The sequence below is a fragment of the Hoyosella subflava DQS3-9A1 genome, from assembly GCF_000214175.1.
GTDB classification, from domain to species: Bacteria; Actinomycetota; Actinomycetes; order Mycobacteriales; family Mycobacteriaceae; genus Hoyosella; species Hoyosella subflava.
Map to the genome: position 1 here is coordinate 913,564 of NC_015564.1, position 15,634 is coordinate 929,197.

General features: G+C 62.7%; 15 protein-coding genes. 3 read left to right on the forward strand and 12 right to left on the reverse strand.

Going from position 1 to position 15,634, the window contains the following annotated elements; genetic code table 11:
* Positions 1 to 9 precede the first annotated feature (9 nt).
* Positions 10 to 438, forward strand: coding sequence for a type II toxin-antitoxin system Rv0910 family toxin (locus AS9A_RS04310; protein ID WP_013805691.1), 429 nt, complete (start codon positions 10 to 12; stop codon positions 436 to 438).
* Positions 439 to 462: 24 nt separating this feature from the next.
* Here the strand turns inward: AS9A_RS04310 and AS9A_RS04315 are convergent, their stop codons facing one another.
* The 11 genes from AS9A_RS04315 to kstR form a co-directional block, all read right to left on the reverse strand.
* Positions 463 to 945: a hypothetical protein gene (locus AS9A_RS04315; protein WP_013805692.1), complete on the reverse strand. Its 483-nt coding sequence runs from the start codon at positions 943 to 945 to the stop codon at positions 463 to 465.
* Entirely contained in the window at positions 942 to 1,568 is a 627-nt protein-coding gene (locus AS9A_RS04320) for a flagellar basal body-associated FliL family protein (RefSeq protein WP_013805693.1), read from the reverse strand. The genes AS9A_RS04315 and AS9A_RS04320 overlap by 4 nt, the downstream gene beginning before the upstream one ends.
* Positions 1,565 to 2,959 (reverse strand): MCE family protein, encoded by a 1,395-nt coding sequence (locus AS9A_RS04325; RefSeq protein WP_013805694.1) that lies wholly within the window; start codon positions 2,957 to 2,959, stop codon positions 1,565 to 1,567. The genes AS9A_RS04320 and AS9A_RS04325 overlap by 4 nt, the downstream gene beginning before the upstream one ends.
* Positions 2,956 to 4,050 carry an MCE family protein gene (locus AS9A_RS04330; protein WP_013805695.1) on the reverse strand — a complete coding sequence of 365 codons (1,095 nt, stop codon included), beginning with the start codon at positions 4,048 to 4,050 and terminating at the stop codon, positions 2,956 to 2,958. Before AS9A_RS04330 ends, AS9A_RS04325 begins: the two co-directional genes overlap by 4 nt.
* Positions 4,050 to 5,318 (reverse strand): MCE family protein, encoded by a 1,269-nt coding sequence (locus tag AS9A_RS04335; protein WP_013805696.1) that lies wholly within the window; start codon positions 5,316 to 5,318, stop codon positions 4,050 to 4,052. The genes AS9A_RS04330 and AS9A_RS04335 overlap by 1 nt, the downstream gene beginning before the upstream one ends.
* A complete protein-coding gene (locus tag AS9A_RS04340) occupies positions 5,315 to 6,379 on the reverse strand; it encodes an MCE family protein (RefSeq protein ID WP_013805697.1) in 1,065 nt (354 codons plus the stop codon). The genes AS9A_RS04335 and AS9A_RS04340 overlap by 4 nt, the downstream gene beginning before the upstream one ends.
* Complete coding sequence (locus AS9A_RS04345) at positions 6,376 to 7,401, reverse strand: MCE family protein (RefSeq protein ID WP_041450862.1); 1,026 nt, start codon at positions 7,399 to 7,401, stop codon at positions 6,376 to 6,378. The genes AS9A_RS04340 and AS9A_RS04345 overlap by 4 nt, the downstream gene beginning before the upstream one ends.
* Entirely contained in the window at positions 7,398 to 8,567 is a 1,170-nt protein-coding gene (locus AS9A_RS04350) for an MCE family protein (protein WP_013805699.1), read from the reverse strand. The genes AS9A_RS04345 and AS9A_RS04350 overlap by 4 nt, the downstream gene beginning before the upstream one ends.
* Positions 8,568 to 8,574: 7 nt before the next feature.
* The gene (locus AS9A_RS04355; RefSeq protein WP_013805700.1) at positions 8,575 to 9,447 is read right to left on the reverse strand and encodes an MlaE family ABC transporter permease; all 873 of its coding nucleotides are present in this window, start codon (positions 9,445 to 9,447) and stop codon (positions 8,575 to 8,577) included.
* A 2-nt stretch (positions 9,448 to 9,449) separates the two neighbouring features.
* The gene (locus AS9A_RS04360; RefSeq protein WP_013805701.1) at positions 9,450 to 10,214 is read right to left on the reverse strand and encodes an MlaE family ABC transporter permease; all 765 of its coding nucleotides are present in this window, start codon (positions 10,212 to 10,214) and stop codon (positions 9,450 to 9,452) included.
* A 132-nt stretch (positions 10,215 to 10,346) separates the two neighbouring features.
* Entirely contained in the window at positions 10,347 to 10,973 is a 627-nt protein-coding gene (gene kstR, locus AS9A_RS04365; RefSeq protein WP_013805702.1) for a cholesterol catabolism transcriptional regulator KstR, read from the reverse strand.
* Positions 10,974 to 11,132: 159 nt separating this feature from the next.
* Between kstR and AS9A_RS04370 the strand changes: the two genes are divergently transcribed.
* Together AS9A_RS04370 and AS9A_RS04375 are read left to right on the forward strand one after the other, a co-directional pair.
* The gene (locus tag AS9A_RS04370; protein WP_013805703.1) at positions 11,133 to 13,283 is read left to right on the forward strand and encodes an acyl-CoA dehydrogenase; all 2,151 of its coding nucleotides are present in this window, start codon (positions 11,133 to 11,135) and stop codon (positions 13,281 to 13,283) included.
* A 35-nt stretch (positions 13,284 to 13,318) separates the two neighbouring features.
* Positions 13,319 to 14,719 carry a WS/DGAT/MGAT family O-acyltransferase gene (locus AS9A_RS04375; protein ID WP_013805704.1) on the forward strand — a complete coding sequence of 467 codons (1,401 nt, stop codon included), beginning with the start codon at positions 13,319 to 13,321 and terminating at the stop codon, positions 14,717 to 14,719.
* A gap of 3 nt (positions 14,720 to 14,722) precedes the next feature.
* Here AS9A_RS04375 and AS9A_RS04380 read toward each other — a convergent pair whose 3' ends face one another.
* A complete protein-coding gene (locus tag AS9A_RS04380) occupies positions 14,723 to 15,583 on the reverse strand; it encodes an alpha/beta fold hydrolase (RefSeq protein WP_013805705.1) in 861 nt (286 codons plus the stop codon).
* Between the last annotated feature and the right edge of the window lie 51 nt (positions 15,584 to 15,634).

The window sequence follows — 15,634 nt, forward strand, 5'->3', positions numbered from 1 at the left end:
TTACCCCTAATGGCAAGCACGAAGGTATCGCTCAAGACCCACTTCACACCGGACGAGGCATGGGCGCGGGCCTCGGATCTCTCGCGTTTCGGCGAGTGGCTGACTTTACATGACGGCTGGCGTGGCGAACTGCCCGCTGAGATCGCCGAGGGCGCCGTGGTGACGTCCGTAGTGTCAGTTAAGGGGATGCGTAACCGCATCGAATGGAGAGTGACCGAGTACGCGGCACCGCGTCGTGTGGCTCTCAGTGGTGAGGGCGTCGGTGGCACGAAGGTTTCCCTGGCGCTAGAGATCGGCTCAGCGGGGAACGGTTCGACCGTCGAACTGGACGTGGACTTCACCGGTCCGCTCGTTGCCGGACCGATTGGGTTCGGGGTATCTCGTGCGCTCAAAGGTGATATCAAGAAATCGCTCGAGCGGTTCGACAAACTGAGCTAGCCACCCCGGAAGATGGGTCTGGAGTTAGATCGGGGTGAGGCCCGCCATGAGCCACTGCTCCCCGGACTTCTCCATATGCGCTCGCACACGGCTGCCTGTGAGTGCCGCCTGCGGGCTCTCACTGCTGGTGGTGACTTGATTGAGGAACAACAGCACTACAGCGGTGTCCTTTGTTGCGGAGACGATCGACGTCCCTGCCACCGACACGTCAACGCTGAGTTCCTGCTCAAGCGCTCCGGGGATGATGGCTTCGCGGATCAGCGTCTCGTACTCGTCCCGGAAGCTGCCGGTGAGTCCTTCGGCCGCGGTAGGCAATTCGGTCTCGACAGTGTTGTGGTCGTAGCCGAGAATGGCCACGGCCTGTTCACTCGCCGCGCGGACCGCTTGCTCGCGCGCCTGCTCCGAAGTGTTGTCTTCCCACACCCGGTAACCGAGAAACGCCACGAGTGCAATCATCGCGACAAGCACGCCCGCGACGACGGTGATGAGGACCTGTGACCGGCTCATGGGACGAACTCCACGTTCGATGTCTTCATCACTCCGTCTTCCTCGACGATCGACACCCGCAGGCGGAAGTCACGCGGCTGGGGTTCAGTCTGAGCGACGTTGGTGACGTAGGTGCGGGCAGCGAGGAGAACTGTTCCGCCTGAGTCTGTTTCGCTTTCGAGCCCAGCTTCGATGATTTCCCCTTCAGTGGCGACATTCGCTTCGACAACCACGCTGACGAAAGGGTCGATGCGCCCGTCGAATTCGCGCTCGAACTCACCCGTGGCCGTGGCGAGGATTCGATCAATGTCATCCCGCGCTGTCTCGGGGGTGATGCTCGTCAGGTTCAGCACCGTTTGCCGCGCGGCCTGCAAGTAGTCCTGACGCTGCGCATCACGGGCATCCGCGGCCCGCAGTTGGAAGAACAAATACCCAGCTGCAGCGCCAAGACCGACGATGACGACGAGGGCCACCGCGAGCGTGATAGTCCTGGCTCTGGACTTGGGGGGTGCCTGCTGAACCTCCGCCCGCTCCGTCATGTCAGCTGCGGCATCAGGGGCGGCGCCGGGTGGACCTGCCGGGCGCATCGCCCGCCGCCGCGTGCGGCGTCCGGCAGTGTGCTCGTCGTTTTCGATCGTGTTCATAGACCCTGCTGGTTGATCATCATGGTTTTCCAGTCGGTGCTGTCACCCGCGTCGAGTCCAGCTAGACCTGGCTGACTGTACGTTCGCCCATCCGGTCCCGTAAACAGGCCGGTTGACGTGTCGTACGGCCGGGCGGTGGCACGCGGATCGTAGGTGCTTGGCGTCACTGTTCCCTGGGTGACTGGCGCGGGGTCCCCGAGCGGTGGATTCGTCCCCAGCGGTGTGTACCCGGTCCGGCACTGTTCCGGTGTCGGGGCGCGGCGTCCGGGCACTTCCATGCAGGGCGTGTTGCGTGCACCGCGAACCGCTTCCGGGCCTTCCGGCGCGACCTGGCAGAACAGGCCCGGCGGCGTGTCCGGTGTGGTGAAGTCTGCGGGGGATCGGCGTTCACTTGGTGGCAGGAAACCGGTCGTGCAGGCCGGTGGATCGTTCAGCTGCAGGTGGAAGTCCACGAGGGCGCCTTCGTCCCGCGGCCCGCCAGTGGCGGCCCGGTACAGCGCTGCGATCAGTGGCGGGAAAGTGACTAGGACCTGTTCGATTCCTGGATGATAAGTCACGCCAACCTCGCCGAAGCTGACCATGTTCGCCATCAGGATCGGAAGTGTCGGCCGAATGTCCTGAAAGAGCATGTTAGCTTCTTGCGCGGCTCCGGGTCCCTGCCGGATCACCGAGCGCAGTGCCGCGTCGCTTTCCCGGAGTTGCTGCGTGAACGTTGACAGATTGCGCGTCCACGCCCGGATGTCGTCGGCGCTCGCTACCTGCGTGTCGAGAAGCGGTCCAGCCTGGGCGAGCAGTTCTTGCGTTTCGAAAGTGTGCAGCTCCGCTTCGTCGAGGAGGAGGCTAGCCGAATCGATCAACCGCTGAATATCCGAATCCGCACCTGCGAACGCATCGAACGCTTCATCAACGACGAGTTGCAGATCGGCGCCGGTGATGTTGTCGACCATGCGATCGAGCTGGTCGAGGAGCGGCCCGACGTCCTGCGGCAGTTCCGTTTCCGAGACCGGGATGACGGCGCCGTGCGCGAGACGTTCTCCACCGGTGCTTTGCGGTATCAGGTCGACGTACTGCTCACCCACCGCGGACACGCTGCGGACTGTCGCTTTGAGGTCGGCGGGCACGCTGTAGTTGCTACTGACCGAGAGCCGCGCGGCCACTCCCTCCGGGGTGAGTTCGACGCCGCGTACCTCACCGATAGTGGTTCCGCGGTAAACGACGTTCGCGTGCCGGTACAGGCCGCCAGACCCCTCGAACTCCACGGTGACGTCGTAGCGGCCCACACCCGCGAGCGCGGGCAAACTGATATACACCGTTGAGACTGTGACGATACCGATCACTGACAGCATCGCGAGAATCGCGAGCTGCGCGCGGGCAAACGTGGTGAGCATCATCGCCCGCTCACCTGCCCTGACGCGCTACCACGAGTTCCTTCGACTCCGCCGAGCGAACCGCCAAGCGGCCCACCGGTGAGGAAGTTGGAGTCCATTCGCGGACCAGTGAGGTCGAGCGTCATCATCAGGTTCGCGTAGTCACCTTTGACGGCGTTGCCGACGGTTTTCATCGGGAAGGGGAACGTGAACATCAAGCTGAGGACGTCGGTCAGACTATTGCCGCTATCTGCGAGAGCCTCGAGAATAGGCACGACGCTCTCGAGGTTGGCTTGCAGGTCCTCCGCGGACTCTTCGGTGATCCGCGTGGCCGTGTCCCCGAGTTCGCTGAGCGAAATCAGCGCCTGGGTCAGGTTGGGGCGGTGTTCGATGAGCACATCGAGTGCGGGGGGAATCTCGTCCAGCGCGGCGTAGATGGTGTCCGTTTCCGCGGCCAGCGAGTGGGTGAGCCGGTCGAGGCCGGACATCGCGTCGATGATGTCGTGGCGCTGCTCGTCGAGGCCGGCGGCGAGTTCATCGAGATGGCCGACGAGTTCCCGGGCTTCTGCTTCATTGCCGCCGAGCGCAAGGTTGAGTTCCCGCGTGATGTCCTGGAGTTGGGCGAGCCCGCCGCCATTGAGCACCACAGACAGCGCCGACAGGGTTTGCTCCGTCGTAGCGTAGACGCCCGCACGTTCGAGCGGGATGAGGGAACCATCGCCGAGCCTGCCTTCGGGCAGTTCGTCCACCGGCTCAGCGAGTTCGAGGTGCGTGGACCCAAGGAGGCTGGTCTGGCCTATCTTCGCCGTCGCGTTGGCGGGGAGGACAACTCCATCCTCGATGGAGACCGTGACGATGGCTTGCCAGTCCTGCACTTCGATGCCAGTGACGGAACCGACGGCGACGTCGTTCACCCGAACCGGCGAATTGCGGGTCAATGTGGTGACATTGGGCATTTCGATGCGAACGGAGTACGAATCGCCTCCAGTGCCGGGGGCGCCCGGCAGCTCCAGCGAGTTGATGCCTTGCCACTCGCACGCGGAGACGGTCAAGGTGACAGCCAGTGCGGTTGGCAGGACGATGGCGCGAGCGAGGTGACTGCGGGTGATCCTCATCAGTTACCTCCCGGCATCAGCAGCGACGCGAGATCGCGGGGGACCTGACTCGGGGCCGGTGCCGGCGCCGCGGGCGGCTCAGCAGGAACCCGGCCAGCTAGTTCGGGCGTGCTGTACTGGATCTGCTCTGGGAACGCCTGCACCCCGGTAGCAGGGTTCAACAGCAGCGGTGGATAGTTGAGGGCGAGCGAGTTCAGGATCGGTGCTAGGTACTGCACACACAGGTTCGCACTGTGATCCGATTGGTTGGCTTGAAGCCCTTCAACTGAACCGCACAGGAAATTCACGGGGTTCGCAAAGTTGTTCAGCGCGATCGCGCCAGTCAAGGTGCCCTGAGCGGGGTTGTAGATCTGATAGAAGTTCGTCAGCGATGTTGGGCCGCTGTGCAGTACCCGCTCGATTTCTGGACGTTTCGACTCCAGCACTTCGGTGGTGTGTGCGAGCTGGTCGACGCTTTCGGCGAGAGCAGCGCGGTTGTCTGACACGAAACCGTGCACATCACCGATCGCGATATCGAGATCGTCGAGAGCGCCCCCGAGCGCATCGGAACTGCTGGCGAGAACGTCTGAAACCGACGCGAGCCGTCCCCCGAATTGAACGATCTGGTCATTCGCACCAGACAGCGCCGCGACAAATCGATGAAGGTTGCGAACGCTGGCGAACAGGTCGTGCCGTCCGTCAGCTAGTGTCGCCATGCTCCGCGAGAGCTCGGAGAGCGCACGGTTCAATTCAGTCCCATTGCCGTCGAGGTTTTCTGCCGCCGTGCTGATGACGCGGCTGAACGAGCCATCGGTGTCGTCATCCACCGGACCGAGTGCACCTGCGAGACTGCTGAGTTCCGTCTTGATGTCGTCCCATTCGACGGGCACTGTCGTCCGCTGAAGCGGAATCTCCGCGCCGTCCTCCAACGGTGTCCCGCCGGTGTAGACGGGCCCAAGCTGGATGAACCGTCCCGATACCAGCGACTGCGCGATGATCGCGGCGTACGCATCCGCAGGAATCATGACCTCCGGATCGATCGACATGGTGACGCGTGTCGCGCCGTCGTGCGGTTCGATCTCGTCTACCTTCCCAACTGTCACGCCGAGCACTCGCACGTCGTCACCGACATAAAGTCCGGTGGTTGACGGGAAAAGGGCCGCGATCTCGGTTCGATCACCGCGCGAGAGCTGCACGGCGATTGCGGCGATGAGGACCACGCACACGACGATGCCCGCAACGATTGTTCGCTTCTTGCTGAAGTGCGACGCGAACGGTATTTCCCTCATCGTTCACCGTCCCGGATTTCGATTGATGGCGGAGGCTCGAGGAGGTAGTGGCGCAGATCGTTAGGGACGTTCTCCGGCCACACCAGTGCATCCACGAGACCCTGCAGCAGCTTCCCTGACCCGAAATTGGAGACGTAAGCCTGGAAATACGGGCCACTTCCGACCTGCTCACCGAGGGCGAGCGAGTAGGGGGCGAGCCCGTCGATCGCCCGCTTGAGGTTGTCGTCGTTTTCCCGCAACAGCGCGAGCACCGAATTGAGCCGCTCAAGCGTGGGACCCATCTGCTGTTCGTTGTCGCGCACGAGTCCGGTGAGCTGCTGGGCGAGCGCGGAAGTGTTGGTGATCAGTTCGCTGATCGCGGACCGCCGCAGATCGAGTTCGTAGAGCAACTGATTGCCGTCCACGAGCAAGCTGTTGATCTGGTCGGCCCGTTCGTCGAGCACCCCGGTGACGGTGCTGGCGGAAGCGAGCAGGGCCAAAAGTTCCTCGTTGCGGGCCGCGATGCTCTCGGAGAGTCGGCTAACACCGTCGAGAGCGGCGCGTACGTGCGGTGGAGTGTCGGTCAGCGAGTCAGCCATAGCATCAAAAGTTGTTGCCAGCTGGTCAGTGTCGAGATCATGAACTGTGGTGCTCAGATCGCCAAGTGCGTCGTTCAGCGAATAGGGGGACGTGGTCCGGTCGAGGGGGATTGTGTCCTCAGCGCTGAGAGTTCCGCGACCTTCAGGGAGGACGTGCAGCGACTTTCGGCCGAGGATGGTGTTGGTTTTGATCGCTGCGGATGTGCGATCACCGAACTGCAGCGAACTATTCGCAGTGAACGAAACAAGAACTTTGTCGAAGTCGAGTTCCACGGTGTCGACCTCGCCGACTTTGACGCCGGCCACTTCGACGGGATCGCCAGGCAACAACCCCCCCGCGTCGGCGAAGTTGGCGGTGTAGTGGGCCTCCGACCGGAACAGCGGGATGTTGTCGAATTGCAGTGCGGCGACAACGATTACGATCGTAACGACGATCCCGATGATGCCCTTGATTTCCGGCCGCATTGGCTTGCGAACACTCATGATGGCGCGCACCTCCCTGTCACCTGAGCGCCAGGAAGCTGGACCATGATTTCGGTGCCCTCCGGACCGGTGAACTTCGCTTGCACCGAGCACACATATAGCTGCAGGAATGAGCCGTACGAGCCGATTCGGGTGAGCATGCGATACGTCTCTGGCAGATTGTCGAGGACCCACTGGATCTCGTCCCGGCCTGCGTCGAGTTGGGTGGCGGTCCGGTTGGTTTCCGCGAGTACCTCCTGGATTGGCGGCCGGTTGTACTCGAAGAGCTCCGCGAGGTTCCCGGTTGCCTGCGCGAGCCGCGGCACGGCACCCGCGATCGGATCACGGTCTTCGGAAAGGTCCGAGACAAGTCGTTGCAGCTGGCCGATCGTGTCGGAGAACTGGTCGTCCCGCTGCTCGAGCATCTCGAGTGTGGCGGTCAAGTTGCTGATTACGCTGCCGATGAGCTCATCCTGGTCAGCGAGGGTCTGGGTAAAGGAACCCGACCTGCCCAGGAGCGACACGAGCGTGTCGCCTTGGCCCTGGAAGACATTGAGCAATGCATACGACAGTTCGTTGACTTCGTCGGGATCGAGCGCGCGCAGCAGCGGCCGGAACCCGCCGAGCAGCGTGTCGAGGTCCAGCGCTGGCGATGTCTGCGACACGGGTATCGCGCCACCTGGTGTCAGCGTGTCCGTGGCACCGGGTCCCTCGAGCAGTTCCAGGTAGCGGTCGCCGACGAGGTTCTCGTACCGGACGGTGGCTTTGGTGCTGGTGAGAAGTGAATAGCGCGATTCGACGCGAAAGTCGATGTGTGCGAGATTGTCCTCTTCGACGCGGACATCACGAACTGTGCCGACCTGGACCCCGGCGATGCGTACTTTGTCACCAGGGCGCAGCCCGGACACACTGGTGAACGTTGCTGAGTACGGTTCGGTGGCTGAGAAGCGGACCTCGCTGAACACGATCGCCAGTCCAGCGAAAACCAGCCCCATAGCGAGGCTGAAGATCAGCATCTTGATACCTGCGCCACGTGAGGTCATTCGCCGACCCCCGGGATGCCAGCGAACATGATCTGATACACGCGGGGGGCGTCAGTAATGAGGCGTGTACTGGGCAGATACGGGGTATTCGCGGTGTCTGTGACGAGATAGTTCGGTATCGCTCCGGGCGTCGGGTTCGGGAGGCCGAAACAGTTGGGCCCGCCGCTGGCGTTGACCTTAGGAAGGTCATTCGGATAGGTGTACGGCTCAGCCCCGTACATGAACCCGGAGTTCAAGGCGATACCCTCCTGCATTCCACCGAAGATGTCTTCCGCTATCGGGCGGGCGTTGTCGAGTCCTTCGATGATGCAGTTGAGCGCAGGCGAGTACCTGTCGAGCAGTCGTGTCGTGGGCCGTAGCAAGCTGAGCGCCGTGGTGATGTCGTCCTCCGAACTCGAGACGACGCTGTTGGCGGTGTCGGCGAGGCCAATAATGTCGAGGAGCAGCGCATCGAGGCTGGGTTCCTCATCGACGATTGTTCCGCTGATGCCAGTCGTATTTCGGACGACGTTGAGGAAATTGTCGATCTCGCTGGCGTAAAGCTCGGTGACTTCCGCGCTCGCTGCGGTGGTGTTGTGCAGGTCCGGCAGACTCGGGTTGATGTCTCCGAGGTACGCGTGCGAGCGGGTGATGAGGTCCCCGATTTCTTGGCCGCGTCCCTGCAGCGCGGTGGAAATCGCGCCCAACGTGGAGTTCAGCTTTTCAGGCTCGATGCGTTGCAGCAACTCGGTGAGGTTTTGGAAGACGGTGTTCAGTTCTACTGTGACGGCGTCGGCGCTGATGGTGGCACCGGCCGGGAGGGGCGTGGGGTCTGGGTCTTCGGGATCGATGAAATGCACGTACTTCGCTCCGAAGATCGTTGTCGCGCTGATCTCGACGCGGACATTCTGGGGCAGCATTTCCAGCTGTGCGGGATAGATGTCGAGCTCGAGCTGGGCGCCCCCGGGTACTTCGGAGACGGCGCGCACTAGACCAATATCGACGCCTCGGAGCTTCACCTTGGCGTCAGGCGCCATCACCAGCCCGGAACGGGACGAAAAGACCGTCACCGGTTCGGTTGCGGTGAACCGGCCCGTGAACATCGCGTACGTCAGGATCCCGATTGCAGCGAGGAGACCTACGAGTCCGAGTGCGGCGAACTTCTTCTGCTTACTTGATTCCCCCACTGTGCACCTAACCCGTCAGGTCCAGGCTGGGCGATGAACCGTACACCGCGAGCGAGATGATCAACGTGACCGTCACGACGGCGACGAGGGAAGCGCGCGTTGCTTTGCCGACCGCTACGCCGACTCCTACTGGACCGCCTGATGCGTAGTACCCGTAGTACGAGTGGATCAGCATCACGACGATTGCCATCACCAAGACCTGACCAAAGGACCATATGAGGTCGACGGGCCTGAGGAAGGTGGTGAAGTAGTGGTCGTACAGTCCGGGTGACTGGCCGTAAATGTGAACTGTCACAAATCGGCCGCCAAAAAAGGACGCCATGATGGCAAGCGAATAGAGCGGCAGGATTACGATCATTCCGGCGATGACACGTGTGCTCACCAGGTAGGGGAGAGACGGGACGGCCATTGTTTCGAGGGCGTCGATCTCCTCGGAGACGCGCATTGCGCCGAGTTCCGCGGTGCAGCCCGCGCCAATCGTTGCGGCCAGGCCTACGCCCGCGATCACGGGACCAGCGATTCGGACGTTGATGAACGCCGAGAAGAAGCCCGTCAGCGCTTCGATCCCGATGTTTCCTAGCGAGCTGAAGCCCTGCACCGCGATGGTGCCCCCAGCGAACATCGTCAGAAAACCCATGATCACGACGGTCCCGCCGATGATCGCGAGGGCCCCGGTGCCCATACCGACTTCGGCGATCAGGCGGACGGTTTCGCGCCGTGCATGCATGACAGCGCGCGGTCCATATACGAGTGCCTTGAAGTAAAAGATCGCGTGATCGCCGATGGTGTCGATCGCGCCGGAAACGCGCTTCCCGCGCCGGGCTGTTTTGGGAAAGCGTGCGGCGAAGACGGCTGCCTCAGTTTCTCTCGATGCTGCCATTCCTACACCGCCGTGATCTTGATGCCGAGCGCGGTGATGACCACGTTGACGACGAAGAGCGCCATGAACGCGAAGACCACCGTCTGATTAACTGCAGCGCCCACGCTCTTCGGCCCGCCGCTGACGTTCAGGCCGAGGAAGCAGGCGACAAGGCCCGCGATCATGCCGAACATCGCGGCTTTAAGCTCGGAGATCATGAGCTCGGAAAAGCCGGTGAGCAGCGTGAGACCGTCGATGAATGCGCCCGGGTTGACGTCCTGCAGATACACCGAGAAGACGTAGCTGCCGAGGATGCCGATGGTGCACACCAGTCCGTTGAGCATCAGTGCCACGAGCGTCGAGGCGAGGACGCGGGGAACAACGAGACGCTGGATCGGGCTGATTCCGAGCACGCGCATCGCGTCGATTTCTTCACGGATCGTGCGCGCACCCATATCCGCGCAAATCGCCGTAGCACCTGCACCGCTGACAATGAGGACGGTGACGATCGGGCCGACCTGGGTGACCGCACCGAAAGCAGCACCGGCACCGCTCAGGTCAGCGGCACCGATTTCGTGGAGCAGGATGTTGAGTGTGAAAGTGACGAGCACCGTGAAAGGTACTGCCATCAGTAGGGTGGGGACGAGTGAGACCCGCGCGATGAACCAGGCCTGATCGACGAACTCGCGAGCCTGAAAAGGCGGTCGTACCAGCGCGCGTGCTGTCTGGGCGACGAAACCGAAGAAGTCACCGACAGCTCTGAGCGGTACACCAGCGGCTGTACTCATCGCCCTCGCTCCCGTGCGTGCTGTGATCCAGGCAATACTATGTAGAACACGTTCTTGTGTCAAAGAAATGGGCGGGAGACGCGGCTTTAGCGCCGAATCTTGCGAGAAGCGGAGCGTAAAGAAGAACCGGATCTATTCTTTGTCGAGAAGCAGGCGAACGGCTAGCTCGATGCGGTGATGGACGTCTGCCGAGGAAACGCGATGTGTGACCCACGCGATCAGATTAGCCATCCAGGTGTCGGCGATGAGGTGAAATATCGCTCGATCGTGTTCGGTGGGGTTATCGATGCCTGCGGCGCGCGCAAACATGTCCTCCATGAGCTGGCCGACCTGTTCGACCTCGAGCGCGACGGTTGTGTCGGCGAACATGAACGCGCGGACCATGGCTTCGGTCAGATTCGGGTTGCGCTGCATCGCGGTCGTGTTCCGTTCGAACACGTAGAGCAGACGGTCGGCGGCGGTTTCCCCAGGGATCTTGCTGCGGTCGAGTTTCTCGCCTGCCACCTGGAACTCCTGAGCGAGCGCCGCGACGAGCAGGTGGATCTTCGAGGGGAAATAGCGGTAGAGCGTCCCGAGGGCCACGCCGGCGTTCTCGGCCACCGCGCGCATCTGTACGGCCTCGAATCCGCCCTTGGCTGCCAGCGCGAGGGTGGCGTCGAGGATGCGCTTGCGCCGCTCGCGCTGGGCGGCGGATCCGGTTCCGTTGGCTGACTCGGCTGCCCCTGGTGCGGTCGTCTTGTTTCGCGTGCGTGGTGGCATCCGGCGCTCCTGTTAGCGGCGTCGATAAGAGAACATGTTCAGAACTATTGATCAAGATTAGCGCAGCTGTAGTGCGACTGCCTTTACGGTCTAGACTCTAGCCATTATATAGAACACGTTCTACTATGAAACGGCGCGGAACCACGACAAGGAGGACGTGTGCCAATTGCGACGACTGACACCCAGCGGGCGCTGACGGAAGCAGTGCGAACCTGGGCGGCGCGGGCCCATCCGATCGATGCCGCACGTACCGGCGATTACCAGTCCGGATGGTCCGCGCTCGCGTCGCTCGGGCTATTCGGCGTGGCTGTCCCCGAGGAGCTCGGTGGCGCAGGCGGAACTACCACGGACGCCGCTGCGGGGCTAGAAGCTGCCGCGACGGCGCTTGCGCCGGGACCCGTCTTTACAACGCTCCTCGCGGCGACGCTCTTGGGACGCGCCCCGGATGCCCCAGCTGCCAAGGAGGCGGTGCCCGAACTCGTCGAGGGGAGCGCGACCGCGGCAGTAGCAATAGGCTCGCATGGGGTTTTGCGTGCCGAGAGCAGTGGGGGCACGGAACTCGTGCTGAGAGGAAGCCTTGAGTTCGTGCCCGGTGCCACATCGGAGTCCTACATTCTGGCGCCGATCGTCACCGCCGAGGGGGAAGTGTGGGTCCTCATTCCGCCGGGGACAGCCGACGTGCACGTCACTAAGCTGCAGGCGTTCGACTTGTCGACTGTGGTCGGCAATGTCGACATCGATGGCGCCGTCCTAGCCCCTGCCGCAGTCATTCCAGAACTTGCGACAGGGCGAGTTCGCGACGTTGCCGCGATGTTTGCGGCAGCGGAGGCCGCCGGTGTGGCGGCGTGGTGCCTCGCGACCGCGGCTGAATACGCGCGCACTCGCGAACAGTTCGGCGCGAAGATTGGCTCCTTCCAGGCCATCAAGCTTCTCTGTGCGACATCGCTGTGCCGGACGGAGAAGGCAGCAGCACTAGCGTGGGATGCGGCACGCGCCGCTGACCAGAGTGGGGAGCAGTTCACCTTCAGTGCCGCGGTTGCCGCGGCAGGTGCCCTCGACGCCGCGGTGGACACCGCGAAGGACTGTATCCAGGTACTCGGCGGCATCGGCTTCACGTGGGAACACGACGCCCACCTGTACCTGCGGCGTGCCGTGGCGCTGCGGCAGTTGCTCGGGGGCAGTGCGTTCTGGCAGCAACGCGTGTCAGAACTTGCGCGAAACGGTGTTCGACGGCGCATCGACATCGATCTCAGCGCTGTCGAGGTCGATGTCGATGACATCCGCTCCGAGGTCGCGGCTATCGCTGCCAGTCCAGGTCCGGAGCAGCGTCGGCGTTTAGTCGAAGCGGGGTACTTCATGCCGCACTGGCCGAAACCGTTCGGATTGGGTGCCACGCCTGCCCAGCAAATCGTCATCGACAGGGAACTCGATGCTGCGGGGATAACTCGCCCCAGCCTGGTGATCGGCGGGTGGGCGGCGGCAACGATCATGGAGCACGGCACCGCTGCACAGCATGAGAGATTCCTCTGGCCCACCCTGCTCGGTGAGGTGACGTGGTGTCAGTTGTTCAGCGAGCCAGAGGCAGGATCGGATCTGGCGTCGTTGCGGACACGCGCCGTGCGGGCCGATGGTGGCTGGCTGTTGACGGGCTCAAAGATCTGGACGTCGCTGGCACACGACGCGGATTGGGCAATCTGCCTCGCCCGCACTGATCCGGACGCCGCCAAACACAAAGGCATCACGTTTTTCCTGGTGGACATGGAGAGCGCCGGGATCGAGATTCGTCCGCTGCGAGAGATCACGGGCGAAGAGCGGTTCAACCAGGTTTTCCTCGACAACGTGTTCGTGCCCGACGAATGCGTCGTTGGGGGAGAAGGATCGGGCTGGAAGCTGGCGCGGACAACGCTCGCGAACGAGCGAGTCGCTATGAGCGGCAGCGCCACGCTGGGTGAGAGTCTTGAGCGACTCCTCGGACTCGCGGACTTGAGCGGAGATGCCGCCGTGGGAGCGCTGGTTGTCGACAGCGTCGCGTGCGCCGTGCTTGATCTGCGAGCAGTCGTCAGCCAACTCGACGGCAGAGGGCCCGGTCCGGAGTCGAGCGTACGCAAACTCATCGGAGTGGCACATCGTCAGGATGTCGCTGAGACAGCACTCGAGATGCTTGGTGTACAGGGCGCGGTCGCAGACTCCGAAACTGCGCGCAGCATCCAGCATGAGTTTTTGCTGACTCGATGTCTGAGCATCGCCGGTGGAACCACGGAGATTCTCCGCAACGTCGCAGCCGAGCGAATTCTCGGCCTCCCCAGATAGATTAACTACCACGCCATTTCGCGGAAGGTACATCCATGCAGCGCCTCACCGGGCTCGACGCCAGCTTTTTGTATTTCGAGACTTCTTCGCAGCTACTGCATGTGTGCGCGCTGGTGACCCTTGACCCGGAGACAATCCCCGGCGGGTACACCTTCGCGAAGCTGAAATCGACCCTGGAGGAGCGCACACGGCACATCCCGGTTTTTCGCCGGAAGCTGTACAACCCACGCTTCAACATGCATCATCCGGTGTGGATTGAGGACGACGAATTCGACATTGAGCACCACGTTCATCGCATTGCTGTGCCCGCGCCGGGCGGTCGTGAGGAAATCGCCGAACTTTGCGCCCATGTCGCGGGTCAGCCGATGTCTCGCCGGAGGCCGCTGTGGGAGTTTTACGTCGTCGAGGGGAGTGCCGACGGGAGCCTCCTGCTGATCGGGAAGATGCATCACGCAGGGATTGACGGGGTCAGCGGAGCGACGCTGATGGCGTACCTCTCCGGTCTGGAACCGGATTCACCGCTGCCCGAACTGCCGCAGGAGCAGCGCGAGAACCCAGGACCGCCGGGGCCGGTGGAACTCCTCGCGCACGGGGTGCTTGGTATCGCAAGCAGGCCCGTGAGTGTTGCGCGCCTAGTAGCGGAGGCCGCGCGGCCGATCCCCAAGTTCGTGATGAAGGCGGTGCGGAACGAGGGGATGCGAATTCCCTTCACCGCACCACGCACCTCATTCAACGCCACGATCACTGGGCGGCGCAGCATCTCCTACTGCGCAGTGGATCTCGACGATATCAAGGCAGTACGGACTGCTTTCGGGCTGACGGTCAACGATGTGATCCTCGCGATTTGTGCCGGTGCGCTGCGGAAGTACCTCGCCGAGCGTGGGGAACTTCCAGACATCCCGCTGCTTGCCACGATCCCCGTCTCAGTGCGGGGACGGTCGCAACGTCAGGATGAAGGCGCCAACAAGGTTTCCTCGATCTTTTCGTCCTTGCCCACGCACATCGAGGATCCGGCGGAGCGGCTCCGTTTCCTCGGCGAAGCGAACCGGCAAGCGAAGGAGCACCACGCTATGGTTCCCGCGGACCTGCTCCAGGATGTTGCGCAGTTCGCGTCGTTCGGCACGCTAGGGCTTGCGGTGCGTGCCTACTCGTCGCTCCGCCTTGCTGAGCGGCATCCCGTCGTGCACAACCTGGTGATGTCGAACGTCCCTGGTCCGCCGATGCCGCTGTACCTTTTGGGGGCCCGGATCACCGGTATGTATCCGTTCGGGCCGGTTTTCCATGGCGCGGGACTGAACATCACCGTGATCTCACGCGAGGGAAAGGTCGACTTCGGGGTGATCGCGGCGGCGAATCTTGCGCCCGATGTGTGGCCGCTGGCCGATGCCGTACCGGAGGCGCTCGCCGAGCTCAAACGATGCGCCGAGGAGCAATAACCGTTAGCTGTGTACCCAGTCGCAGGCAGCGGTAAGCGCGGGGACGAACTGTTCGGGTGAGAAGACGCATCCGGCGTGTCCGGCGTCAACGTCGAACCGCACGGCGCCGGGAATAGATCTCGCGACGGCTCGCTGGTCCCGTGGCGGTATTGCACGGTCGCGGCGCATCACGACCACCGCCGTGGGGGTGCGCAATTGATGCAGCCAGGAGGCTGAATTGAAGTTGGCGATCGCGTTGATCGCTGCGATGTTGGCCGAGAAGGTGGTTCGTCGGAACTCGCTGTAAAGCCAGCGGTGGCCCCCGTCGCTGAGGCGGGGCCGTTCGCGCCGGTGCGGACGCGGACGCATGCGAGCGGTCACCCTCATGTACGCGTCGAATGCGATGTGGTCTCTGCGGCGCACGTTTCTGGTCGTCGCGCACAGGACGAGGCCGGTGAGGCGATCCGGGTGGCGTTTCGCGACGAGTTGACCGACCATGGAGCCCATCGAGTAACCAGCCACGGTGAAGCGTTCGAGGCCAAGTTCGGTTCCGAGTGCGGCAACATCGTCAGCGCAGTCTTCAAGGGAGAACGTGTTGGACTTGATGCCCGCGCCGTGCCACCGCTGATCCAGGCCGATCACCCTGTACTTGCGTGACAGTTGCGGAAGCGATGGGTACCACGTCAATAGGCTTGTGCAGGACAGCGCGTGGAGGAGAATGATCGGCTCAGCGCCGCGCGGACCAATGTCGAAGATCGCTGTTTCCCCACGTCCAGGCAGAGTGATCGGCTCTGGAGCAGGGATGTCGATAGTGGGGGCCACGGCGATCCGCCGCTCGATGAGACGCCACCCTGCACCGCTGAGCGGCGTCCTGTATTGACTCATGCGACGTGCCCTCCTCGGGGTTCTCACTTTCCAACAGGGTGATTAAAACAA